Below are 22,257 nucleotides of genomic sequence, written 5' to 3' on the forward strand. Positions count from 1 at the left end.
GATTGCACTGGCCCGCCTGCGGCGGCCATCGCGGCAAGAGCGCGCCTCGTCAAGCCTCCCCATGATGGGGAGGCCCTCCTCGGCCCGCATTTCCATGGACAAGGGTCTGCGCCGGGTTGTCACCGGAACCGGTCCGCCTGCGTCCGGCTGCCGCATCGAAAGCCGTGACGCCCCACCTATCTCCCCAAGTGCGTGAACTTACTAGGACCGGAAAGGAAACACACATGTTCAAAGGTTTGGGACTGTCTCTGGCGCTGATCATCGGTGGAATGGTGGCGGCACCGGCACTGCTGATGGCCATCGTCTGACATGAAAGGCCCCGATCAGATCGGGGCCTTTTCTTTTTCCCGGGCGGTCAGTGTTGCGGCTTCAGGAACGTCCCGTTTCTCAGATCTCGCATGGCCTGCTGGATCTCGGCCTGTGTGTTCATCACGATCGGTCCGTGCCAGGCCACCGGCTCCTCGATCGGGGCCCCGGAAATCAGCAGAAACCGCACCCCGTCCGGGCCTGCCTGAAGGGTCACCTCGTCACCGGTGCCGAAGCGGATGAGCGTCCGGTTGCCCGACAGATCACGCATGTTGACCTCCTGGCCCATCACCTCTTTTTCCAGCAATACACCCTCTGGCTGCGAGGCATCGGCAAAGGCTGCGGATCCGTCGAAGACATAGGCGAAGGCGCGGCGGTAGGTGTCGATCCTGAAGGTCTTTTTCACCCCGGCGGGCACGTAGACATCCAGATATTGCGGGTCGGCGGCGATGCCGTCCACGGGGCCGCGCTTGCCCCAGAATTCGCCCACGATGACCTTCACCCGCGTGCCGTCATCGTCGATGATCTCGGGGATTTCCTTGCCTTGCACGTCCTGATAGCGCGGCGCGGTCATCTTCAGCGACGAGGGCAGGTTCCCCCAGAGCTGAAAGCCATGCATCTGTCCCTTTGCGTTCCCAAAGGGCATTTCCTGGTGAAGGATGCCGGAACCCGCGGTCATCCATTGCACATCGCCCGCGCGAAGCTTGCCCGTGTTGCCCAGGCTGTCCCCGTGTTCCACGGTGCCTGCCAGCACATAGGTGATTGTCTCGATCCCCCGATGCGGGTGCCAGGGAAAGCCGCGCATGTAGTCGGAGGGGGTTTCCCCCCGGAAATCGTCGAACAGCAGGAACGGGTCCAGTTCGCTTGGGTCCTGAAAGCCAAAGGCGCGGTGCAGTTTGACGCCGGCGCCCTCCATCGTGGGTTGGGCGCGTCGGGCTTCGGTAACGGGTCTGATGGACATGGAAACCTCCTCGGGTCCTGATTGATAACGAATGTAGGGCGAGGCAGGGGCATCGACAATTGGCGGTCCACAAACGACCATTGTGCAGTCCTGCAAGGGTCGGTTTCGGGCAAGACAGGCCCGGCAACCCGTGAAATTTTCGCGAAAACCTTCAGGGAGACTCGGAATGAAAGTAGGGTTTATCGGACTTGGCAATGTCGGCCACAAGCTGGCCGGATCGCTGTTGCGCAACGGGGTCGACATCACGGTTCGCGATCTGGATGAGGCCAAGGTGGCCGAGTTCGCGGCCAAGGGCGCCAAGGTGGGGGAAAGCCCCGCCCAGATGCTGCGCGACTGCGACGCGGTGATCACCTGCCTGCCGCATCCCAGCATTTCGGCCAAGGTGGTGGAAGGTCCGGACGGCCTGCTGGAGGCCATGGGGCCTGGCAAGATCTGGATGGAGATGAGCACCACGGACGAGGCCGAGGTGAAGCGCCTTGGGGCCATGGTCATCGCAGCGGGCGGCGCGGCGGTGGATTGCCCGGTATCGGGCGGCTGCCACCGGGCCGATACCGGCAATATCTCGATCTTCGCGGGCTGTGATCGGGAAACCTTCGAGCGCATTCTGCCGCTTCTGACCACCATGGGCCGCCGGGTTCTGCATACCGGGCCAATCGGGTCGGCCTCGATCCTGAAGGTGATCACCAACTATCTGGCCACCGCAAACCTGATCAGCTGTGCCGAGGCGCTGACCGTGGCCAAGGCGGCCGACATGGATCTGGGCGTGGCCTATGAGGCGATCCGGATTTCCTCGGGCACCAGCTTCGTGCACGAAACCGAAAGCCAGGTCATCCTGAACGGGTCGCGCGATATTTCGTTCACCATGGATCTGGTGCTGAAGGATATCGGCCTGTTCCAGGAGGTTGCGGACCGGGCGAATGTGCCGCTGGAGATGAACCCGCTGATGATCCAGATCTTCAAGGACGGCATCGCGCGCTACGGAGAGCGGGAACTGTCCCCAAATATCATCAAGCGGCTGGAAGAGGCGACGGGCCTCGACATCACCTATCCGGGCTTCCCGGCGGAGATGACCGACGATGAACCCGAAGAGCCCGGCTACGAGGTGCGTCGCGAGGCCTGATCCGGGGCAGGACCGGAGGGGGCATTGCCCCCTTCGTGACAATTGCCCTCAAGGGAAAATCACGCCCGGCCCGACGGGTCACGCCGGGTACTGCGCAGGGCTTGCGCGGCGAAGCCCCGTCCTCGGCCCTTCTTCTGGTCATTTCTTCCGCGCCATGCTCTAACCCGGCAGATCAACCGGAGAAGCCGCATGACCGACAGCGACGAAGTCCTTGAACGCATCACCCCGAAGGGCCCGCGCAGAGTGTTTGCGACGGGATCGCTCGGTCTGCTCGGCCTGCTTCTGGTCTGGGTCGCGGCAAGCCATCCGCCCGCTGATTTCGGGTTCACGGCGCTCTTGCTGGTGATCGGTGCGGGCAGCCTGTGGCTGTCCTGGGCGCTGTGGCAGGCCTCCAGCGTGACGCTGGAACTCACGCGGGAGGAACTGCGCGAACAAGGCGGGCGGCTGATTGCCCGGATCGACAATATCGACAAGGTCGACCGCGGCTTCTTCGCCTTCAAGCCCGCCGCCGGGTTTCGCCTGTCACTGCGCGACCGAATGCCGAATGCCTATGCACCGGGCCTGTGGTGGCGGCGCGGGCGGATGGTGATGGTGGGAGGCGTGACCTCGAACGCGCAATCCAAGGCGGTGGCGGACCTGATCTCGGTCCTCATTGCGCAAAAACGCGGAGAGCTGTGACAGCCCCCCGCGCCTTGCCGATTTACAGGCCCTTGGCCCGGTAGCTGGCCGCCACGCGCCCGATCGAGACCATGAAGCCCGCGGTCCGCAGGTCGGTCACGTCGTTGCGGCTGTGCCAGACCTCGCGCATCGACTGGTAGGCCGACCGCATTGTGTCATCGAGGCCCGAACGCACCAGTTCCAGCTCGTCCGCCCCCCGCAGATATTTTTCCTTGAAGTTCGGCGTCAGCTGCCAGCCGATGCCGGTATCGGCCGACAGTCTTTCCAGCTCATTCACGATCAACTGGTGGCGTGACTCTTCCTGGCGGCGCTGCATCCGGCCAAAGCGGATATGGCTGAGGTTCTTGACCCATTCGAAATAGGACACGGTCACACCGCCCGCATTGGCGTAGAGGTCGGGGATGATCACGGTGCCCTTCTTGCGCAGGATCTCATCCGCGCCTGCCGTTACCGGGCCATTCGCGGCCTCGATGATCAGCGGGGCTTTGATATTCGCCGCGTTCTGAAGGTTGATCACCCCTTCCAGCGCGGCCGGGATCAGGATGTCGCATTCCTCCTCCAGGGCCTTGACCCCGTCCTTGATGTAGCGGGGCCCCGGGAACATGTCGACGCCGCCGGTGCGGGCGATGTGGTTCTTTACGGCTTCGACATCCAACCCTTCGGGATCGAGCAGCGCGCCGTCGCGTTCGATGATGCCGACGATCTTGGCGCCATCCTCTTCAGACAGGAACTTGGCGGCGTGGTAGCCCACATTGCCGAGCCCCTGCACGATGATCCGCTTGCCATCGAGAGACCCGCCAAGCCCCGCCGCAGCGACGTCTTCGGGGTGGCGGAAGAATTCCTGAAGCGCGTATTGCACGCCCCGGCCCGTTGCCTCGACCCGGCCCCGGATACCGCCTGCATGGGGGGGTTTGCCGGTCACGCAGGCCTTGCCGTTGATATCAGTGGTGTTCATCCGGGCATACTGGTCGGCGATGATCGCCATTTCCTTTTCGCCGGTGCCCATGTCGGGGGCGGGCACGTTCTGCGCCGGGTTGATCATGTCTCGCTTGATCAGCTCGTAGGCGAAGCGCCGGGTGATCTGTTCCAGCTCGTGTTCTTCGTACTGGCGCGGGTCGATGCACAGCCCGCCTTTCGATCCGCCGAAGGGCGCTTCGACAAGGGCGCATTTGTAGGTCATCAGCGCGGCCAGCGCCTCGACCTCGTCCTGGTTGACGTTTGGCGCGTAGCGGATGCCGCCCTTGGCCGGTTCGAAATGTTCCGAATGGACCGAGCGATAGCCGGTGAAGGTCCGGATCTCGCCGCGCAGCCGCACCCCGAAGCGAACCGTGTAGGTGGCGTTGCAGACGCGGATCTTTTCTTCCAGCCCAGGTGGCAGATCCATCATGGATGCAGCGCGGTTGAACATCAGGTCCACTGACTGACGGAAACTCGGTTCTCCCGTGACGGACATCGCGTATACCTCCTTGGCGTGTTCCGTGTGCGGCCCTTGCTTCGTTTGCAAACCGCCCATTTTTTGAGCGGACCACAGCTTGCCTTTCCATGCAAGACAACCTGTCGTTGAAACAGCCAGTTTCTTCCCTGAGCGCTGAAAAATGCGCGCAAGTTGATTGTTGTCATTCAGAAAACTCCCCGTTTCCATCCTGCTTCCGCCCCATTTCTGCCGTTCTTGTGAACGAGGAAGAGCATGGGTCGAACTGCGTCGATCCACGACTCGTCATATTGCATGAGGCTTCCGGGATGACCCGATCGACAGATCCGATCCGCCAAACGCGACCCCAGGCGCCACTCCGGCGCCGGGCCGGATTTCTGCGCGACGAACGCGGAACCGTGACGATCTTCGCTCTGATGATGTTCGTCCTGATGCTGGCCGCCGGCGGGATCGCCATCGACGTGATGCGCTACGAAACACAGCGCACGCAGTTGCAATATACGCTGGACCGCGCCGTTCTGGCCGCGGCCGCGCTGAACCAGACTGAAGACCCGGAGGCGGTCGTGATCGACTACTTCGCGACCTCGGGGCTGGATCACTACCGGCTGGAAGTGGATGTGGACGAGGGGCTGAATTTCCGCCGTGTGTCCGCCTATGCCGAGATGGATCTGCGATCCTACTTCATGAACATGTTCGGGGTGAACGCCCTGACCTCCCCCGCGCGGGGGGCCGCGGAAGAGCGGATCATGGATATCGAGATTTCCATGGTGCTCGACATCTCCGGGTCCATGGGCTGGAACAACAAGATCCGCAACATGCGCGACGCGGCGAATGAGTTCATCGACACGGTGCTGGCCGCGAATGAAGAGGAAGATCAGGTCTCGATCTCGATCATCCCCTATCACAGCCAGGTCAATGCGGGCACCACGCTGGCCAGTGTCTTTACCCTGTCTGACGAGCACAATGAATCGAACTGCACCCGTTTCGATCCGGCGGACTACAACGTGACCGCGATTGACCCCGATGAGGCCATCGAGCGGATCGCGCATTTCGACTATCAAAACCGCAGCAGCTATCGCACCTTCCGCACGCCGCATTGCACCACCAGTGATTATGCCGCCATCCTGCCCTGGTCGAATGACGCGGATGAACTGCACGCGCTGGTCAACAGCCTGAGCGCAAACGGCAACACCGCGATCGACCTCGGCATGAGATGGGCCGTGGGTCTGCTGGATCCGGCGGCACAGCCCGCTGTGACGGACCTGATTGCCGCGGGAGAGGTGGATGAAGATTTCGAGGGCCGCCCCTATTCCTACGAAGAAGACGAGGTTCTGAAGATCATCATCCTGATGACGGATGGCGAGAATACTAGCCAGGTCGACGTGGTTCAGGAATTCAAGCGCGGGCCTTCGACCGTGTTCCGCGACCCCGACACCGGCCGCACCTCGGCCTATCTGCCCAACTACGACCTGTATTACTGGCATCACAATCGCAGCTACCGCGACTATCCCTATGGCGGCAATGACGCCGAGGCGATCCCGTGGCCAGAGCTATGGTCTGACTACTCCGCACGAATGCTGGCTGGCGAGTATTTCTACGATGCCGGTGACTGGGACTACTACTATGATCTTCGGTACTACTCGATCGAAACCTACGCAGGTGCGAACGAGGCCGATGCCAACCTGCGCAATATCTGCGACGCGGCAAATGACGCCGGGATCATCGTGTTCACCATTGCGTTCGAGGCGCCCGCCCGTGGCGAAAGCGTGATGCAGCACTGTGCCACGACGCCTGCCCATTACTACGACGCCGAAGGGATCGAGATCTCCGAGGCCTTCGCCTCCATCGCAGCGTCGATCAACCAGCTCAAGCTGATCCAGTAGGGCATGACATGTGGGGCCTGACAAAAATATCCCGGTTCTTCCGCAAAGAAGAGGCCAACGCGACAGTGGAATTCGTGATCGTCTTCCCGCTGATCGTGATGATCTTCGTGGCGGCCTTCGAGACGGCCATGCTGCTGACCCGGCAAGTGATGATGGAACGGTCGCTGGACAGCGCCGTGCGCTATCTGCGCCTGACCTCTGATGTGACGGTCACCCATGATGCGATCCGGGACAATATCTGCGAGAACACGCCGATCCTCATCAACTGCCAGGAATCGCTGTTGCTGGACCTGCGGGTGATTGATCAGGATACCTACAACCTTCCGGATTATCACACGCTCTGCGTCGACCGCTCCGGCACCGTGACCCCGGCCAACCAGTTCCATCCCGGCGCGGATAACCAGCTGATGCTGATCCGCACCTGCGCCCTTGTGGACCGGATCCTGCCGATCTCCGGGCTCGGGCTCGACCTGACGCGCGACGATACCGGCGCCATCCACATCACCGCCGCCACCGTCTTCGTGAACGAGCCGGAGTGAGACAACCATGAAACGGATGATCAGGACATTCTGGAAGGACGAAGGCGCCTCGGTCGCGCTGGAAGCGGTGATCGTGATTCCGATCCTGGCCTGGGTCTTCGTGGCCAGCTTTGTCTTCTTCGACGCATTCCGGGTCTACAACACCTCGATCAAGGCGACCTATGCGGTGGCAGACGTCCTGTCACGCCGCACAAACGAGATTTCCAGCTCCGATATCGAGGGGCTTGCGGATGTGTTCCAGTTCCTGACCCGGAACACCGCCGGATCGGCCCTGCGCGTGTCCCAGATCACTCGACAGCAGGGCGGCTACCGGATCGACTGGTCCCACGGCACCGACGGGACGACCTATATTCGCGCCAGCGACTTCCCCGACTTCATCGACCGCATTCCGATCATGGCCTATGGCGACCGGATGCTGTTGATCGAAACCTTCCTGCCGCATCGCCCGGCTTTCAGCGCGGGCCTCGCCGATCAGGAATTCGTGAATTTCACGGTCACCCGCCCCCGTTTTGCCGGTCAGGTTGCCTTTGTGGCCGATCTGAACAACTCCTACGTCTACACCAACAGCGGCTATCCGACGGGTCTGGACGGGTTCTACTACATCGACGGACCCCCTGATGACGATGTGGATGACGATCCGGATTGGGACCATTGGGACAACTGGGGCCATAACGTCTGGCGCAACTGAGACCGTCGCATCGGTTCTTCGTCAATCCGTCGAATCCTGACCTCCCCATGTCGGCAAGACGACTTCAACCTCGACGCGCGCGCGGCTAAGGTTTGCCAAGGGGCACGGGTGCCCGCAAACCGGGAGAGATCATGCGCTATTCGGGCTGGCAGGTCATCAAGCAAGGGCTTACGGGCAACCGGGGTTGGAAACCGGCCTGGCGCGATCCGGCGCCCAAGGCGGAATATGACGTTGTCATCATTGGGGGTGGCGGGCACGGGCTGGCCACGGCCTATTACCTTGCCAAGGAACACGGGCTGACCAATATCGCCGTGCTGGAGAAGGGCTATCTCGGCGGTGGCAATGTGGGTCGCAACACCACCATCGTGCGCGCCAATTACGGGCTGGAGGGCAACTCGCAGTTCTATTCCCATTCGCTGAAGCTGTGGGAAGGACTGGAGCAGGACCTGAACTACAACGTCATGCACAGCCAGCGGGGCATCGTGAACCTCTTCCATTCCGACGGGCAGCGCGACGCCTACGCCCGGCGCGGCAACATGATGATGAGCCAGGGCGACGACGCGATCCTGCTGGACCGCGAGGGCTGTCGCAAGCTGATGCCCTTCCTCGACTACGAGCAGACCCGCTTTCCCATTTTCGGCGGCCTCTACCACAAGCGCGGCGGCACCGCCCGCCATGACGCCGTGGCCTGGGGCTATGCGCGCGGCGCGGACCAGCGCGGCGTCGACCTGATCCAGAAATGTGAGGTGACCGGCATCGACGTCGAAAACGGCAAGGTCGTGGGTGTGCAGACCAGCCGCGGGGCGATCCGGGCCAAGAAGGTCGCCATGTGCGCGGCGGGCCGCTCGGGTCAGGTGGCAGCAATGGCGGGGATGCGGTTGCCGATTGAAAGCACCGTACTGCAGGCCTTCGTCACCGAGGGGCTGAAGCCCGTAATCGACAACGTGATCACCTACGGCATGGGCCATTTCTACATCAGCCAGTCCGACAAGGGCGGGCTGGTCTTCGGCGGCGATATCGACTTCTACGCCTCTTATGCGTCTCGCGGAAACCTGCCGATGATGGAACATGTGATGGAGGCGGGCATGACCCTGATGCCGATGATCGGCAAGGCCAAGCTGCTGCGGTCCTGGGGCGGGATCATGGACATGTCTTCGGACGGCTCGCCCATCATCGACAAGACCCATATCGACGGGCTCTACGTCAACGCGGGCTGGTGCTATGGCGGGTTCAAGGCAACGCCCGCCTCGGGCCATTGCTATGCCCACCTCATTGCCACCGACCGCCCGCATGAGGCCGCCACCCGCCACCGGCTCGACCGGTTCAACACAGGGAGGATCATGGATGAGGAATCCAAGGGCTCTCAGCATAATCTGCATTAGCATGATGGCGGCGGTCCCGGCCTTGGCGAACGACACGTTCCCCATGGGCTGCTATGCGCGCGACTATTCGGCGGAGCATCTGACCGCGCATCCGGCGCAGGTCGCAGAGCGGCTGCGGCTGAACTTCTACCGGCTGGACGGCAGCGCGCCTGACAGCCTGCTCTATTTCGATGTGACCGCCCTGATGGCCAACCAGGGTCATGCCGCCCAAGACGGGCTTGGCGGGGCGGTCATGTCCGAAACCGGGTTTTGCAATCGCCCGTCCGGCTGCGGCGTCGAAGCCGATGGCGGCACGTTCGAGATCACGCGCTTGGCGGATGGGGTGCTCGAAATCCGCACCTCTCACCTGCGCGTTGGCATGCATGGTGGGATCGACCACGAGGGGGTCTATTCCTCGCTTGGCGAAACCTACAACGAATACACAACCTACCGGCTTTTTGCCGCCCAACCTGAAGTCTGTTCGGAGCTCTGATGCGTATCAAATGCCCTCTCTGCGGGGACCGCGACAGCCGCGAATTCACCCCAATGGGACACGAGACCTACATGAACCGGCCAGACGACGAAGGCTGGAGCCCGGCCTGGGACAACTACCTGCATCTGCGTGACAACCCTGCCGGCGTGACGCGGGAGCTTTGGTATCACGGCGCGGGCTGCACCAGCTGGCTGCGCGTGGAACGAGACACCGTCACCCATGACATCCTGCGCGTGGAGCTTGCCTCCGACGCCAAGCGGGGGAACGCCTGATGCGGATAGAGGGCAAAGGCCGGATCGACGTTTCGACCCCGGTGAAATTCAGCTTCGACGGGCAGGGATACACCGGATTCAAGGGCGATACGCTGGCCTCGGCGCTGCTGGCCTCTGGCGTCAAGCTGGTGGGCCGGTCGTTCAAATACCACCGCCCGCGCGGGGTGCTGACGGCAGGCTCGGAAGAGCCCAATGCCATGGTGGAAATCGGACGCGGCGCGGCGCAGGTGCCGAACGTCCGCGCCACGGTGCAGGAGATCTATGACGGGCTTGACGCCTACAGTCAGAACCGCATGGGGCCGCTGGCCTATGACCTGTTGTCGGTCAATGACCTCTTCCCGAATTTCCTGAGCGCGGGCTTCTACTACAAGACCTTCATGTGGCCGCGTGCCTTTTGGGAAAAGCTCTATGAGCCGGTGATCCGCCGCGCGGCGGGCCTGGGGTCGCTCTCGGGCAAGCACAATCCCGACCACTACGAGAAGGCTTTCGCCCATTGCGATATCCTCGTGATCGGCTCCGGCCCCACCGGGCTGATGGCGGCGCTGACGGCGGCGCTTGGCGGGGCGGACGTGATCCTGTGTGAAGAAAGCAACGAGTTCGGCGGGCGGCTTCTGTCCGAGGATGAGGAGATTGACGGCCAGCCGGGGGCCGAGTGGGTGGCGAGCATGCTCGACGCGTTGCGCGACACGGGCCGGGTGCGGCTCATGTCCCGGACCACGGTGACGGGCGCTTATGATCAGGGCACCTATGGCGCGCTGGAACGGGTGGGCCTGCATGTGAACGGCCCCGCCGAGCTGCCCAAGGAATGCTTCTGGCGGATCAATGCGCGGCAGGCGGTTCTGGCAGCAGGCGCGCTGGAACGCCCCTTGGCCTTCCCGATGAACGACCGGCCCGGCATCATGATGGCCAGCGCCGTGCGCAGCTACCTGCATCGCTACGGCGTGGCGGCGGGGCGCAAGGTGACACTGTTTGCCACCAATGACGATGCGCACCGTACCGCGCTCGACCTGATGGCCAACGGGGTGGAGATCGCCGGTGTGGTCGATGCCCGCCCGGATGCGAATGCGCAGGGCGACTATCCGTTCTTTGCTGGGGCCGAGGTCATCACCACAAAGGGCCGCAAGGCGCTGACCGAGATCACCATCCGCCACAATGGCAGCGAACAGAAGATCGCCACCGACTGCCTTGCCATGTCCGGCGGCTGGAACCCGACCCTGCACATGACCTGTCACATGAACAGCCGTCCGGTCTGGAACGAGGAGATCGCGGGCTTCGTCCCAGCCGATGACGCCGTTCCGGGGCTGATCCCCGCGGGGGCCTGCAAGGGCACATATTCGACGGCGGGCTGTCTGGCCGAGGGTGTGGAGGCCGCGAAACAGGCGCTGTCCGCGCTTGGGGGCAAGACACCCGAGGTGGAGATCCCGCAGGCCAGCGATGCCGTGGGCGGGTCGAAACCGCTGTGGCTTGTCTCGGGTAAGGGCCGGGCGTGGCTCGACTTTGCCAATGACGTGACCTCGAAGGACATCAAGCTGGCCGCGCAGGAGGCGTTTACCTCTGTCGAGCACATGAAGCGCTATACCACGCAGGGCATGGCGCCGGATCAGGGCAAGAACTCCAATATCGGGGCGCTGGCCATTCTGGCGGATGCGACGGGTCGGGCGATCCCGGAAACCGGGACGACGACTTACCGTCCGCCCTACGTGCCTGTGTCGATTTCGGCGCTTGGGGCCGGGGCACAGGGCAAGGGTTTCGCGCCCGAACGCTTCACCACCAGCCACGATGCCAGCATCGAACGCGGCGCGCCGATGATTACGGCGGGGCTCTGGTATCGCCCCAGCTACTTCCCGCGCCCGGGCGAGACGACATGGCGGCAGTCCTGCGACCGCGAGGTCAACATGACCCGCAGCGCGGTTGGCATCTGCGACGTCTCCACCCTCGGCAAGATCGACATTCAGGGCCCCGACGCGGGCGCGTTTCTGGACTTCGTCTATACCAACATGTTCTCCACGCTGAAGGTGGGCCGCGTGCGCTACGGCCTGATGCTGCGCGAGGATGGGCATGTGATGGATGACGGCACCACCGCGCGCTTGGGCGAGAGCCACTACGTCATGACCACCACCACAGCGGCGGCGGGCGAGGTGATGAAACACCTTGATTTCGTTCAGCAATGTCTGCGGCCTGACCTGAATGTCCGCTTCATCTCGGTCACCGAACAATGGGCGCAGTTCAGCGTTGTCGGCCCCAAGTCACGCGATCTGCTGAACGGGTTGCTCGATGCCCCGATTGACAACGACAGCTTCCCCTATATGGGTTGTGGCGAAGTCTCGGTCATGGGCGTCAGGGGGAGGCTTTTCCGCATCTCCTTCTCGGGCGAACATGCCTATGAAATCGCCGTGCCGTCGCGCTATGGCGAGGCGCTCTACCGGCAGTTGGTGACGCAGGCTGAAACGCTTGGCGGCGGCGCCTACGGGATGGAGGCGCTCAATGTGATGCGGGTCGAGAAGGGCTTCATCACCCATTCCGAGATTGACGGGCGCGTGGTACCCTTCGACATCGGAATGGACCGGATGGTGTCGGCCAAGAAGATGTGCATCGGCAAGCCTGCGACGCTGCGCGAGGGGCTGAAGGAAACCGACCGACCGCAACTTGTCGGGCTGAAACCCGTGGGTGCTGTGAAAGAGCTGACCGCCGGTGCGCGGCTGTTCTCTGCCGGGGCCGACGCGACGCGGGTGAATGTGGAGGGTTACACGACCTCGGTCGGGTTCTCGCCCTCGCTTGGGCATTTCATCGGACTTGGCTTCCTCAAGGACGGCCCGAACCGAATGGGTGAGGTCGTGAAGATGGTCGATCATGTGCGCAAGGTGGAGACGACGGTGGAGGTGTGCAGCCCCGTCTTCCTCGATCCGGAAGGGGAGAAACTGCGTGGTTAAGCTGCTTGCGAAATCGCCTGTTGAGGGGCTTGTTCCCTTGGAAATCAATGGCTTGACCCTGACGGAATCCGGTCTGGGTCCGGTCACTTCCGTGGCCCCCTATGCAGGCCAGGAGGCGGCCGCCTCGGGCGCATTGAAGGCGCTCATTGGGGCCGAGATGCCGTCGCCGAACCGGTCCACGGGCCGCGAGGGTGCGCGTGTGATCTGGACGGGGGCAGGGCAGGCGATGGTGGTTGGCGCTGACGTCGATGCATCCCTTGCGCAGCACGCCGCGCTAACCGATCAAAGCGACGCTTGGGTAACTTTTAGGCTGCAAGGTCAAGGGGTTGAGGATGTGTTGGCACGGCTCACACCGCTCGATCTGAACCCCGGCGTATTCAAGACAGGCCATGCCGCCCGCAGCCAGTTGGGCCATATGAACGCGGTCTTTCTGAAGGTCGCGGCGGATGCGTTCGAGATCATGATCTTCCGCTCCATGGCGCGCACGGCGGTGCATGAATTCGAGATCGCCATGAAGGCCGTCGCCGCCCGCGCCGCGCTGTCCTGACCCCCGAAAACAGGGGGGTGCCGGGCGTACACCCCCTGTGCACCCCCCGTACACCCCCTGTGCAGACGAAATGGCTGTGTCAGTCCGGCCGCAGCCGCCCGCGATAGCGGATAAGCAGCCCGATCAGGGGCAGCGATGCCGACACGTCAAAGCCGAAATCGCCCGCCTCTGTCTGGCATTCGCTCGTCTCGCTGAGCGGGGTCAGCCAGCGGGGCATGGGCAGGCCCAGAACATGCATCCGGTCGATGCCGTAATGCAGCCGCCCGTCCTGCATCCATAAGGACATGCGCAGGCGCACCGGGCCAAAGCGTTCCATGACCGCGCGGCCATCGTCTGAGACGCTCAGGCGGGATTGCGTGACATGGCCCCCGAAGTCGCGCCGCCAGGTGCAGCCGCCATCCGGCCCCGGCTGGATCAGCAAGGTGACCGGCAGATCGGGGGCGGCCTGCGGAAACCCCCCAAGCCAGAGCGCCATGCGGGCCAGCCAGGACGGCCCGCGGGTTACGGCGCAGCGGCCCTGAAACCGGGTCTCGCCATCGACCGTATGCAGGGCCTCGATGGCCGGGGGAAGGACAAGCCCCGTGGTGGCAGCAACGCGCGCGACCGGGTCCATCAGCCCCACCCACCGGGCAGGAAGCGGGCTCGGACATCGGCGTCGGGGATCATGCAGGCGTCATGGCGTCCGAACCAGCGATAGCGGTTGCGGGCGATCAGGGAATAGACCGGGTCGGCTAGCCAGCGGGGCAGCCAGCCGATGCAGGACAGCCACCGCCACCCCCCGCCGATCACCCGCAGGGCGGCGGCAACCGCGCGGGTCTTGGCATGGCATTCGCCCGCCGCAAGCACCAGCGTGGTCTCATAGCTTTCCGTGGACAGGCCAAGCGCCGCGTAGATCTGCTGCCCGAGCGGGGATTGCGCAGTGACGAAGCGCAGACGCCTGTCACGGTCATGTTTCAGCAGAAACCGGAAACTGTGGGCGCAGAGCACGCATTCCCCGTCGAACACCACCACCGGGGCGGGGCCGATCCGGTCAGAGAGGGTCGCGGGCAGCTGCATGGTGGGGATCCCGCCCGGTCAGAAGATCCTGTCGCCCATCTGGTCGATCATCGACTTGGCCTTTTCGACGGACGCATCGGCGGCCTGATCGGCCCCGTGCAGCATGTCGGCGCGGATCAGGTGGTGGGACTTTAACTCTCCGCCGATCTCCTTCTCGATCCGGGCGGCAATGCGGTAGCCGTCGGGTTCCTTCATCGGCTCGGGGAAGATGGTGTAGCCGTTATAGCTGACGGGCTCGGGGCCCTTGGGGGCTTCGGACCCGCCGAAGAGTTTCTTGAAAAGGGACATCCATATGCTCCTGACCTGTTCGGGGCGAAGTGAAGCAAAGGCAGGCGGCGATGTCCATGGGGCGGGTTCAGCCGCGTGCCGGTCGCGCGGGGATCAGCCTGAGGATCAGCAGCAGCCAGGGCAGTCCGTGCAGGACGAGGTCGAAGATGTCGATGGGGCGGGTCAGGGTGCCGCCCGCCAGCATCTTGAGCTTTTCCCAGATATGCGGTTCGGGCGTGAAGGGGGCGAGGCCGAGGGTGAGGCAGGCGAGGATTAGGTAGATCACCGGGATCGCGTCGAGGCGGCGTTTGAGGGCGGACATGGGTGGCTTCCTGCGTGGCTTGGTGGAGTGAAGCAGGAGGGGCGGGGGATGTCCATGGGGGAATGCCCTGCGCGGAACAAGGCGAAGCCGTTTGGGACGGTGGGCAGAATTGCCCACCCTACTTGCTGGAAGCATGCCTCCGGCAGAGGTGGCGGTTGGGGAGTGGTGGGACGTCCTGCCTGAGCCGTGCTTACTCAAGCAGCGCCACATCGGGGTAGATATGATGCATGAAGGCAGAGAGAGGATGATTTCCGGGTAGCCCCAACTGCAAGTCCGCTGCGGTGTATGCGCTTTGCCAAGTTTCGAGGTCTGAGGGCCCGGCTACCTCTTTCGCATTGAGGAAATCGACGAAGAGCAAATGCGCATCGACGCCAGAGTGCCGCAGCCACCACAGATGCGCGATGCGGTTTGCGTATTGATAGTACCTTTGAGTCCAATCGAAATGCGACTCGACGCCGAGAGCGTCTTTCACGCGGTCAAACGACGTCGTGATCTTCAGCAGCGAGGATTCCGAGGCCTGACAGGCTGGGGAAACGAACTCGGGAACACGAGCCTTGGCCTCGACAAGGACGATCTTGTCTCCAGCCAGCCCCAACGCATCCCACTGAGGGCCGCGACGGGGCCAGAATTCGGTCAATTCATTCTCCAACCACGAGAGATTGAGACGCCGTAGAAACGCGCCGTCGCGATACTCTGCGAAGGCATCGTTTCTTAAGGGTGACACCCAGTTGATCGGACCCAGGTCGGGAAGTGCCAACACTTCGGGCCGTGTTTCAACAGCCCGTTGTATCCACTTGAGGCTCCCCCGCGAACCCTCCGGCTGTTCGACTCTCACTGATCCAGGAAACTCCGCAGCTTCCTGCTCCGCGAGGGATGTTTCAGCTTCCGCAGCGCCTTGGCCTCAATCTGGCGGATGCGCTCGCGGGTGACGCTGAACTGCTGGCCCACTTCCTCCAGCGTGTGGTCGGTGTTCATGCCGATGCCGAAGCGCATGCGCAGGACGCGTTCCTCGCGTGGCGTGAGCGAGGACAGCACGCGGGTTGTGGTTTCCTTCAGGTTTTCCTGAATAGCGCTATCGAGCGGCAGGACGGCGTTCTTGTCCTCGATGAAATCGCCAAGCTGGCTGTCTTCCTCGTCGCCAATCGGCGTTTCCAGCGAAATCGGTTCCTTGGCGATCTTCATCACCTTGCGGACCTTCTCGAGCGGCATCTGCAGCTTTTCGGCCAGTTCCTCCGGCGTCGGTTCGCGGCCGATCTCGTGCAGCATCTGGCGGCCGGTGCGCACCAGCTTGTTGATCGTCTCGATCATGTGGACCGGGATGCGGATCGTGCGGGCCTGGTCGGCGATGGAGCGGGTGATCGCCTGCCGGATCCACCATGTCGCGTAGGTGGAGAACTTGTAGCCGCGGCGGTATTCGAATTTGTCGACCGCCTTCATCAGGCCGATATTGCCTTCCTGAATGAGGTCGAGGAATTGCAGGCCCCGGTTGGTGTATTTCTTGGCGATGGAGATCACGAGGCGCAGGTTGGCCTCGACCATTTCCTTCTTGGCCTGACGGGCCTCTTTCTCGCCCTTCTGGACCTGCTGCACGATGCGGCGAAACTCGCTGATGTCGAGGCCCACATAGGTGCCGACCTGCGCCATGTCGGCGCGCAGTTCTTCCACCTTGTCGCGGGAGCGTTCCATCAGCGCCTGCCATGCGCGGCCGGGCTTTTCGGCCATGCGGTCGACCCAGGTCGGGTCCAGTTCATAGCCACGATAGGATTCGATGAATTCGCGGCGGTTGATGCGGGCCTGGTCGGCCAGTTTCACCATGCCGCTGTCGATCGACATTACCCGGCGGTTGATGCCGTAGAGCTGGTCGATAAGCGCCTCGATTCGGTTGTTGTGCAGGTGCAGTTCGTTCACCAGTTCAACGATTTCCGAGCGCAGCTTCTGGTAGACGGATTCCTCGTTGGCGGAGAAGCTGGAATCCTCGTTCAGCGTGGCCGAGATCCGCAGATCCTGCATGGCCGAAAGCTGTTCGTAGTCGGAGGCGATCCGGTCCAGCGCTTCCAGAACGCGGGGCTTCAGCGCCGCTTCCATGGCCGCGAGGCTCATGTTGGCCTGTTCGTCTTCCTCGTCGTCGTCATCGGAGGAAATCGGGTTGCCGTCGGCGTCGAATTCCTGCTGCTTTTCCTTCTTGTCCTCCGTGGCGGCGTCGGTGGACAGGCCCTGAGCGACGGGGGCTTCATCCGCGTCCTCGCCTTCCATGGAGCTGCCGAAGGTGGCGTCTAGGTCGATCACGTCGCGCAGGAGGATTTCTTCGTCGAGAAGTTCGTCGCGCCAGATGGTGATCGCCTGGAAGGTCAGCGGGCTTTCGCAGAGCCCGGCAATCATGGTGTTGCGGCCGGCCTCGATGCGCTTGGCAATCGCGATCTCGCCTTCGCGGGACAGCAGTTCGACGCTGCCCATCTCGCGCAGATACATGCGGACGGGGTCATCGGTGCGGTCGAGCTTTTCGGTTTCGGCGGTGGATACGGCCACGTCACGCGACGACGAGGCTTCGACCACGGCGGTGGAGCCCTGTGCCTCGGTCTCTTCCTCGACCTCGTCATCCTCGATCACGTTGATGCCCATCTCGGACAGCATCGACATCACGTCCTCGATCTGCTCGGAACTGACCTGTTCGGGCGGCAGGACCGTGTTCAGCTGATCGTAGGTGATGTAGCCCCGCGTCCGGGCCTCGGCGATCATCTTCTTGACTGCGGTCTGGCTCATGTCGAGGCTGACATCAGCCTCTTCACCGTCGGATTTACGATCGTCGGTATCTTTTGCCATAAGGTATCCCCTTCGCGGGCGAGATGATTCGCCCCATGCGTCACATGTTGTTCTAAGCGCGAATCACTGATTCGCACACCCGCGCTAGCGGGTTTTCTTCTCCCATGGGCGGGTTTCTATCAAGTCCCGCAAGCGTTTGGACAGGGCGCTGTCATCCTCGGGTGAGGCCGAAAACCTGTCGGTTTTTGGCGATTCGGCCTGTTGCCGGGCATGCAACGCGCTGTTCAGCCGCCAGCCAAGCCGTGATTCGTCCCCGCCGTCGAGGTCCTCCAGAGCCTCGGCCATCTCGTCCTGAATGCCGCGCCGCGCCGCGAGCTTTGCAAATTCTTCGGCCAGACAGAGGGCCGCCTTTTCCGTGTCGCCGGGCGCGCGCACGCAGGGTGCGATACGCACGTGGCCCAGAGAGAGCAGGTTTTCAAGGGTTCGGGACAAATTTGCCTGGTCGAGTGCGGCGCGCAGGTTGTCCCGGTCGCGTTCCGGAGTGCCCAGAAGGAAGCCAGCCAGCCGCGCCTGATCCGGGTCGGTGGGTTCCAGCCGGTCGAGCGCGTGTTCGAACTCGTCGATCAGGGACGGTGTCAGGCAGAGCGTCGCGAGGATGAGTGCGGAGCGCATGTCGAGATCGGTCATCGCGCCCGCGGCCAGGGGCGTCATCCGGGTCTCAGTCATGGGTGTGGCGGCGGCACGCTGCGGGAAGCGGCCGGGTTGCCACGCGGCGCGGGCCGGGCGGGGGGCGCGGAACAACTCGTAGCGCATGTCCTTGAGCACCTGCCCGTAATGGTGGCGCAGGGACGGGTCCTTGATCTGGCCAATGGCCTGGCGCAGCGATTTGTCCAGCGCGGCGCGGCGTTCGGGGCTGTCGAAGACCTTGCCCTCGGTTTCGCGCTGCCACAGCAGCTTGACCATCGGGTCGGCGCGATCCAGCAGATCCTGCATCGCCTGCGCGCCCTTTTCCTTGATCAGGTCATCGGGGTCCTTGCCCTGCGGCAGCAGCACGAAGCGCAGGGATTTGCCCGCCTCCATCAAAGGCAGGGCAAGGTCGATGAGACGCATGGCGGCCTGAAGCCCGGCGCGGTCGCCGTCCAGCGCCACGATGGGTTCATCCGAGATGCGCCACAACAGGTGCAGCTGGTTGTCGGTGATCGCGGTTCCAAGCGGTGCCACGGCCCCAGCAAAGCCCGCCTGGGTCAGCGCGATCACGTCCATGTAGCCCTCGGCCACGATCAGCGGCTGACCCTTGCCCACGGCCTCGCGCGCTGGGCCATGGTTGTAAAGCGCACGACCCTTGTCGAAGAGCTCTGTCTCGCGGGAGTTGAGGTATTTCGCCCGCGCATTCGGGTCCATCGCCCGACCGCCGAAGCCGATGCAGCGCCCGCGCGGGTCGCGGATCGGGAACATGATCCTGTCGCGGAAGGCGTCATAAGGCGCGCCTCCGTCATCGGGCTGGCTGGCAATGCCCGCAGCCACGATCAGCTCCGGGTCGTGGCCCTTGTCCTTCAGCGCCTGAAACGCGCCCTGCCGCGATCCCGGCGCATAGCCCAGTTCGAACCGGTCCTGTGTCGCCTGATCCAGCCCGCGCCGGTCGATATAGGCCCGCGCCTGCGCCCCCGCGGCGGCGCGCAATTGCAGCCGGTACCAGGCCACGGCGGCCTCGGTCACTTCGGTCAGCTGGGTGCGCCGGTCGGCCTTTTCCTGCGCGCGGGGGTCGCGGGCGGGCATTGGCAGCCCGGCTTCGCGGGCGAGGATCTCCACCGCCTCCATGAAGCCGACATTTTCGGTGGCTTGCACGAAGCTCAGCGCGTCGCCCTTCTCGTGGCAGCCGAAGCAATAGTAGAAGCCCTTGCGGTCATCGACATGGAAGCTCGCCGTCTTTTCCTGGTGGAACGGGCAGGGGGCCCACATGTCGCCCTTGCCCTGGTTCGACTTGCGCTGATCCCACGTGACCTTGCGCCCCACGACCTGCGTCAGGGAGATTCGGGTGCGAAGTTCATCCAGGAAACCGGGGGGCAGACTCATGCGGCGGAGTATCCTGCGGGCACGGGGGGAAGTCCAGCGGGCGTGGACGGGTGCAATTCCATGATTTCGCCACATTTGCGCCCGAATGCGGGCACAATGTGACGGCATTCAGGCAATCTGGGGGCGCTTCCGAGAGGAAACGCAAGATGTTTGCCGAATTTCTTACCGCCGAGTCCGGGGCCGTGACCGTCGACTGGACCATCATGACCGCCTTTGTCTGCGGCCTTGCGCTGTCCGTGATCGGACTGCTCAGCGCAGGGGCACAGGAGCCGACCAACGGGCTGAACGCCACGCTGTCCTCGGACGTGATCGGCAACCACTCCAGTTTCGACTGACATCGCATCTCGACGCCGGGTCCGGTTTGGACCAGTCTGCCCCCATGCTGACCCGGTTCGAGATCTCCACTCAAGGCCCCGGCCTGTACGAATTCACAGCCCCGCTGGCCCGATGGCTGGCGGGGTTGTCCGTGTCGGAGGGGCTGCTGACGCTGTTCATCCAGCACACATCGGCGTCCCTGCTGGTGCAGGAAAATGCCGATCCCGAGGTGCAGACCGACCTGACCGCGTTCTTTCACCGGCTGGTGCCGCCCACGACCGACCCGTCCATGGCTTACCTGACACATACTTATGAAGGCCCCGACGACATGCCCGCCCATATCAAGGCGGCGATGATGCAGGTCTCTCTGTCGATCCCGGTCAGTGACGGGCGGATGCAGCTTGGCACCTGGCAGGGGGTCTATGTGGTCGAACATCGGACCCGCCCGCACAGGCGGCAGGTGGTGGCCAAGCTGTTGCCCGGCTGACCCCTTATCTTGGGGGTGACAATTCCCCTCTACCCAAGGTCTCGCGGCTGACCTATAGTGCCTGTGGATAACTGGGGCACCAGACCCCAGTGGCAGAGCAGAGTGGAAGAGGGGATCAGGCCCATGCGGTGCCCGTTTTGCGGAAATGTCGATACCCAGGTGAAGGATTCACGCCCGGCGGAGGATCACGTGGCCATCCGGCGGCGGCGCTTCTGTCCGGCCTGTGGCGGGCGCTTCACCACCTATGAACGGGTGCAGCTGCGCGACCTTGTGGTGATCAAGACCAATGGCAAGCGCGAGGATTTCGACCGCGACAAGCTGGAACGCTCGATCCGCATCTCGATGCAAAAACGTCCGGTGGACCCCGAACGCATCGACCAGATGATTTCCGGCATCGTGCGGCGTCTGGAAAGCATGGGCGAAACCGACATCCCATCGAAGCAGATCGGCGAGATCGTGATGGAGGCGCTCGCGCGGATCGACACCGTGGCCTATGTGCGCTTTGCCAGTGTCTACAAGAATTTCCAGGCCGCCGACGATTTCGAGGATTTCGTGGCCGAGCTGAGGCCCCCGAGCCCCGAAGGCTGAGCCATGACCCAGGACGATGCCCGCTGGATGCGCCACGCGCTGAGCCTTGGCGCGCGCGGGGCGGGGCAGGTCTGGCCCAATCCGGCCGTGGGCTGCGTGATCGTCAAGCATGACCGGGTTCTGGGGCGTGGCTGGACGCAGCCGGGCGGCCGTCCGCATGCCGAAACCGTTGCGCTGGCTCAAGCCGGGGAGGACGCGACCGGTGCCACGGCCTATGTCTCGCTCGAACCCTGCGCCCATTGGGGGCAGACCCCGCCCTGTGCCGATGCGCTTGTCAGCGCCTCGGTCGCCCGCGTGGTGGTGGGCCTGCGCGATCCCGATCCAAGAACGGATGGATCCGGCATCGACCGGCTGCGGGAGGCCGGGATCGCCGTGACCGGCCCAGTGCTGGAGGAGGAGGCCCGCCGCGCGCATCGCGGGTTCTTGAGCCGCGTGCAGAAAGGCCGCCCGAGCCTGACCCTGAAGCTTGCCAGTTCCTTCGACGGGCGCATCGCCACGGCCACCGGGGAAAGCCAGTGGATCACCGGGCCAGAGGCGCGTCGCGCGGTTCATGCCATGCGGATGCGTCATGATGCGGTGATGGTGGGGGCGGGAACGGTGCGGGCCGATGACCCGTCGCTGACCGTGCGCGGCATGGGGGCGGTCCGCCAACCGGTCCGCGTGGTGATCTCGCGCCGTCTCGACCTGCCGCTGGACGGGGTGCTGGCCCGCACGGCCCGCGAGGTGCCGGTCTGGGTGATTTGCGGAGACAACGCCGATGCGGCCCTGCGGGCTGCCTGGGAAACCCTCGGCGCGCGGGTTCTGGCGGTGGCGACGGGTCCGGGCGGGCAGGTCGACCCGACAGCGGCGCTGGAGGCGCTTGGCCGCGAAGGGCTGACATCGGTGTTCTGCGAAGGCGGCGGGGCGTTGGCGGCGTCGCTTCTGTCGGCCGACCTGGTCGATGATCTGGTGGGCTTCTCGGCCGGGATGGTGATCGGCGCCGAAGGCCAGCCGGGGATTGGCGCCATGGGCCTTGCCATATTGGCTGAAGCGCCACGATTCCAGCTGCGGTCGTCGCGGAAAATCGGCGCGGATATCCTTCATGAATGGACCCGCGCTCCTTCTTCTTGGTGAAAATACCTCGGGGGGGCGCCATTGGATGCACCATTGGTGCAAGCCCAATGGCGACGGGGCAGCGCC

General features: G+C 63.7%; 23 protein-coding genes. 14 read left to right on the top strand and 9 right to left on the bottom strand.

The window, feature by feature from the left end; genetic code table 11:
* Window positions 1-355 precede the first annotated feature (355 nt).
* Window positions 356-1,267: a pirin family protein gene (locus EP237_RS03075; RefSeq protein ID WP_127558015.1), complete on the bottom strand. Its 912-nt coding sequence runs from the start codon at window positions 1,265-1,267 to the stop codon at window positions 356-358.
* Between the two features lie 166 nt (window positions 1,268-1,433).
* Between EP237_RS03075 and EP237_RS03080 the strand changes: the two genes are divergently transcribed.
* Together EP237_RS03080 and EP237_RS03085 are read left to right on the top strand one after the other, a co-directional pair.
* The gene (locus EP237_RS03080) at window positions 1,434-2,387 is read left to right on the top strand and encodes an NAD(P)-dependent oxidoreductase (protein WP_127558017.1); all 954 of its coding nucleotides are present in this window, start codon (window positions 1,434-1,436) and stop codon (window positions 2,385-2,387) included.
* Window positions 2,388-2,576: 189 nt separating this feature from the next.
* Window positions 2,577-3,065, top strand: a complete 489-nt coding sequence (locus tag EP237_RS03085) for a hypothetical protein (RefSeq protein WP_127558019.1) — start codon at window positions 2,577-2,579, stop codon at window positions 3,063-3,065.
* A 22-nt stretch (window positions 3,066-3,087) separates the two neighbouring features.
* On the opposite strand, the gene EP237_RS03090 is transcribed toward EP237_RS03085, so the two are convergent.
* The gene (locus tag EP237_RS03090) at window positions 3,088-4,518 is read right to left on the bottom strand and encodes a Glu/Leu/Phe/Val family dehydrogenase (RefSeq protein ID WP_127558021.1); all 1,431 of its coding nucleotides are present in this window, start codon (window positions 4,516-4,518) and stop codon (window positions 3,088-3,090) included.
* A 287-nt stretch (window positions 4,519-4,805) separates the two neighbouring features.
* On the opposite strand from EP237_RS03090, the gene EP237_RS03095 reads away from it, so the two are divergent.
* The 8 genes from EP237_RS03095 to EP237_RS03130 all read left to right on the top strand — a co-directional run bounded on the left by EP237_RS03095 (window position 4,806) and on the right by EP237_RS03130 (window position 13,210).
* Window positions 4,806-6,380, top strand: a complete 1,575-nt coding sequence (locus EP237_RS03095) for a Tad domain-containing protein (protein WP_164744601.1) — start codon at window positions 4,806-4,808, stop codon at window positions 6,378-6,380.
* A gap of 8 nt (window positions 6,381-6,388) precedes the next feature.
* Window positions 6,389-6,919 (top strand): TadE/TadG family type IV pilus assembly protein, encoded by a 531-nt coding sequence (locus EP237_RS03100; protein ID WP_127558025.1) that lies wholly within the window; start codon window positions 6,389-6,391, stop codon window positions 6,917-6,919.
* Between the two features lie 7 nt (window positions 6,920-6,926).
* The gene (locus tag EP237_RS03105; RefSeq protein WP_127558027.1) at window positions 6,927-7,607 is read left to right on the top strand and encodes a TadE/TadG family type IV pilus assembly protein; all 681 of its coding nucleotides are present in this window, start codon (window positions 6,927-6,929) and stop codon (window positions 7,605-7,607) included.
* Window positions 7,608-7,738: 131 nt separating this feature from the next.
* Entirely contained in the window at window positions 7,739-8,989 is a 1,251-nt protein-coding gene (locus EP237_RS03110; RefSeq protein WP_127558029.1) for a sarcosine oxidase subunit beta family protein, read from the top strand.
* Between the two features lie 22 nt (window positions 8,990-9,011).
* The gene (locus EP237_RS03115; RefSeq protein WP_164744602.1) at window positions 9,012-9,461 is read left to right on the top strand and encodes a hypothetical protein; all 450 of its coding nucleotides are present in this window, start codon (window positions 9,012-9,014) and stop codon (window positions 9,459-9,461) included.
* Window positions 9,461-9,733, top strand: coding sequence for a sarcosine oxidase subunit delta (locus tag EP237_RS03120; protein WP_127558033.1), 273 nt, complete (start codon window positions 9,461-9,463; stop codon window positions 9,731-9,733). The genes EP237_RS03115 and EP237_RS03120 overlap by 1 nt, the downstream gene beginning before the upstream one ends.
* Window positions 9,733-12,663: a sarcosine oxidase subunit alpha family protein gene (locus EP237_RS03125; protein ID WP_127558036.1), complete on the top strand. Its 2,931-nt coding sequence runs from the start codon at window positions 9,733-9,735 to the stop codon at window positions 12,661-12,663. The genes EP237_RS03120 and EP237_RS03125 overlap by 1 nt, the downstream gene beginning before the upstream one ends.
* Window positions 12,656-13,210: a sarcosine oxidase subunit gamma gene (locus EP237_RS03130; RefSeq protein ID WP_127558038.1), complete on the top strand. Its 555-nt coding sequence runs from the start codon at window positions 12,656-12,658 to the stop codon at window positions 13,208-13,210. Before EP237_RS03125 ends, EP237_RS03130 begins: the two co-directional genes overlap by 8 nt.
* A 79-nt stretch (window positions 13,211-13,289) precedes the next feature.
* Here EP237_RS03130 and EP237_RS03135 read toward each other — a convergent pair whose 3' ends face one another.
* The 7 genes from EP237_RS03135 to dnaG form a co-directional block, all read right to left on the bottom strand.
* A complete protein-coding gene (locus tag EP237_RS03135) occupies window positions 13,290-13,823 on the bottom strand; it encodes a DUF4166 domain-containing protein (protein WP_127558040.1) in 534 nt (177 codons plus the stop codon).
* On the bottom strand, window positions 13,823-14,266 hold the full coding sequence (locus EP237_RS03140) for a thiol-disulfide oxidoreductase DCC family protein (protein ID WP_127558042.1): 444 nt from the start codon (window positions 14,264-14,266) through the stop codon (window positions 13,823-13,825). Before EP237_RS03140 ends, EP237_RS03135 begins: the two co-directional genes overlap by 1 nt.
* Window positions 14,267-14,284: 18 nt before the next feature.
* Window positions 14,285-14,554 carry an HlyU family transcriptional regulator gene (locus tag EP237_RS03145; RefSeq protein ID WP_127558044.1) on the bottom strand — a complete coding sequence of 90 codons (270 nt, stop codon included), beginning with the start codon at window positions 14,552-14,554 and terminating at the stop codon, window positions 14,285-14,287.
* Between the two features lie 67 nt (window positions 14,555-14,621).
* Window positions 14,622-14,855, bottom strand: a complete 234-nt coding sequence (locus tag EP237_RS03150; RefSeq protein WP_127558045.1) for an RND transporter — start codon at window positions 14,853-14,855, stop codon at window positions 14,622-14,624.
* 190 nt (window positions 14,856-15,045) lie between these two features.
* Window positions 15,046-15,612: a hypothetical protein gene (locus EP237_RS03155; RefSeq protein WP_127558046.1), complete on the bottom strand. Its 567-nt coding sequence runs from the start codon at window positions 15,610-15,612 to the stop codon at window positions 15,046-15,048.
* A gap of 74 nt (window positions 15,613-15,686) precedes the next feature.
* The gene (gene rpoD / locus EP237_RS03160; RefSeq protein ID WP_127558047.1) at window positions 15,687-17,675 is read right to left on the bottom strand and encodes an RNA polymerase sigma factor RpoD; all 1,989 of its coding nucleotides are present in this window, start codon (window positions 17,673-17,675) and stop codon (window positions 15,687-15,689) included.
* 84 nt (window positions 17,676-17,759) lie between these two features.
* The gene (dnaG, locus tag EP237_RS03165; RefSeq protein ID WP_127558048.1) at window positions 17,760-19,688 is read right to left on the bottom strand and encodes a DNA primase; all 1,929 of its coding nucleotides are present in this window, start codon (window positions 19,686-19,688) and stop codon (window positions 17,760-17,762) included.
* Between the two features lie 146 nt (window positions 19,689-19,834).
* Here dnaG and EP237_RS03170 point away from each other — a divergent pair, with 146 nt between their 5' ends.
* The 4 genes from EP237_RS03170 to ribD all read left to right on the top strand — a co-directional run bounded on the left by EP237_RS03170 (window position 19,835) and on the right by ribD (window position 22,191).
* Window positions 19,835-20,023 (top strand): hypothetical protein, encoded by a 189-nt coding sequence (locus EP237_RS03170; RefSeq protein ID WP_071690996.1) that lies wholly within the window; start codon window positions 19,835-19,837, stop codon window positions 20,021-20,023.
* Window positions 20,024-20,067: 44 nt separating this feature from the next.
* The gene (locus tag EP237_RS03175) at window positions 20,068-20,490 is read left to right on the top strand and encodes a secondary thiamine-phosphate synthase enzyme YjbQ (RefSeq protein WP_127558049.1); all 423 of its coding nucleotides are present in this window, start codon (window positions 20,068-20,070) and stop codon (window positions 20,488-20,490) included.
* Between the two features lie 123 nt (window positions 20,491-20,613).
* Window positions 20,614-21,078 carry a transcriptional regulator NrdR gene (gene nrdR, locus EP237_RS03180; RefSeq protein WP_071690998.1) on the top strand — a complete coding sequence of 155 codons (465 nt, stop codon included), beginning with the start codon at window positions 20,614-20,616 and terminating at the stop codon, window positions 21,076-21,078.
* A gap of 3 nt (window positions 21,079-21,081) precedes the next feature.
* Window positions 21,082-22,191, top strand: coding sequence for a bifunctional diaminohydroxyphosphoribosylaminopyrimidine deaminase/5-amino-6-(5-phosphoribosylamino)uracil reductase RibD (gene ribD, locus EP237_RS03185; protein ID WP_127558050.1), 1,110 nt, complete (start codon window positions 21,082-21,084; stop codon window positions 22,189-22,191).
* Window positions 22,192-22,257: the final 66 nt, after the last annotated feature.

The organism is Nioella ostreopsis (genome assembly GCF_004000255.1).
Taxonomy (GTDB): Bacteria; Pseudomonadota; Alphaproteobacteria; order Rhodobacterales; family Rhodobacteraceae; genus Nioella; species Nioella ostreopsis.

Excerpts from the sequence above, each read along its gene's own strand:
- EP237_RS03075 (WP_127558015.1), bottom strand. The coding sequence starts at position 1,267 with ATGTCCATCAGACCCGTTACCGAAGCCCGACGCGCCCAACCCACGATG.
- EP237_RS03080 (WP_127558017.1), top strand. The coding sequence starts at position 1,434 with ATGAAAGTAGGGTTTATCGGACTTGGCAATGTCGGCCACAAGCTGGCC.
- EP237_RS03085 (WP_127558019.1), top strand. The coding sequence starts at position 2,577 with ATGACCGACAGCGACGAAGTCCTTGAACGCATCACCCCGAAGGGCCCG.
- EP237_RS03090 (WP_127558021.1), bottom strand. The coding sequence starts at position 4,518 with ATGTCCGTCACGGGAGAACCGAGTTTCCGTCAGTCAGTGGACCTGATG.
- EP237_RS03095 (WP_164744601.1), top strand. The coding sequence starts at position 4,806 with ATGACCCGATCGACAGATCCGATCCGCCAAACGCGACCCCAGGCGCCA.
- EP237_RS03100 (WP_127558025.1), top strand. The coding sequence starts at position 6,389 with ATGTGGGGCCTGACAAAAATATCCCGGTTCTTCCGCAAAGAAGAGGCC.
- EP237_RS03105 (WP_127558027.1), top strand. The coding sequence starts at position 6,927 with ATGAAACGGATGATCAGGACATTCTGGAAGGACGAAGGCGCCTCGGTC.
- EP237_RS03110 (WP_127558029.1), top strand. The coding sequence starts at position 7,739 with ATGCGCTATTCGGGCTGGCAGGTCATCAAGCAAGGGCTTACGGGCAAC.
- EP237_RS03120 (WP_127558033.1), top strand. The coding sequence starts at position 9,461 with ATGCGTATCAAATGCCCTCTCTGCGGGGACCGCGACAGCCGCGAATTC.
- EP237_RS03125 (WP_127558036.1), top strand. The coding sequence starts at position 9,733 with ATGCGGATAGAGGGCAAAGGCCGGATCGACGTTTCGACCCCGGTGAAA.
- EP237_RS03135 (WP_127558040.1), bottom strand. The coding sequence starts at position 13,823 with ATGGACCCGGTCGCGCGCGTTGCTGCCACCACGGGGCTTGTCCTTCCC.
- EP237_RS03140 (WP_127558042.1), bottom strand. The coding sequence starts at position 14,266 with ATGCAGCTGCCCGCGACCCTCTCTGACCGGATCGGCCCCGCCCCGGTG.
- EP237_RS03145 (WP_127558044.1), bottom strand. The coding sequence starts at position 14,554 with ATGTCCCTTTTCAAGAAACTCTTCGGCGGGTCCGAAGCCCCCAAGGGC.
- EP237_RS03150 (WP_127558045.1), bottom strand. The coding sequence starts at position 14,855 with ATGTCCGCCCTCAAACGCCGCCTCGACGCGATCCCGGTGATCTACCTA.
- rpoD (WP_127558047.1), bottom strand. The coding sequence starts at position 17,675 with ATGGCAAAAGATACCGACGATCGTAAATCCGACGGTGAAGAGGCTGAT.
- dnaG (WP_127558048.1), bottom strand. The coding sequence starts at position 19,688 with ATGAGTCTGCCCCCCGGTTTCCTGGATGAACTTCGCACCCGAATCTCC.
- EP237_RS03170 (WP_071690996.1), top strand. The coding sequence starts at position 19,835 with ATGTTTGCCGAATTTCTTACCGCCGAGTCCGGGGCCGTGACCGTCGAC.
- EP237_RS03175 (WP_127558049.1), top strand. The coding sequence starts at position 20,068 with ATGCTGACCCGGTTCGAGATCTCCACTCAAGGCCCCGGCCTGTACGAA.
- nrdR (WP_071690998.1), top strand. The coding sequence starts at position 20,614 with ATGCGGTGCCCGTTTTGCGGAAATGTCGATACCCAGGTGAAGGATTCA.
- ribD (WP_127558050.1), top strand. The coding sequence starts at position 21,082 with ATGACCCAGGACGATGCCCGCTGGATGCGCCACGCGCTGAGCCTTGGC.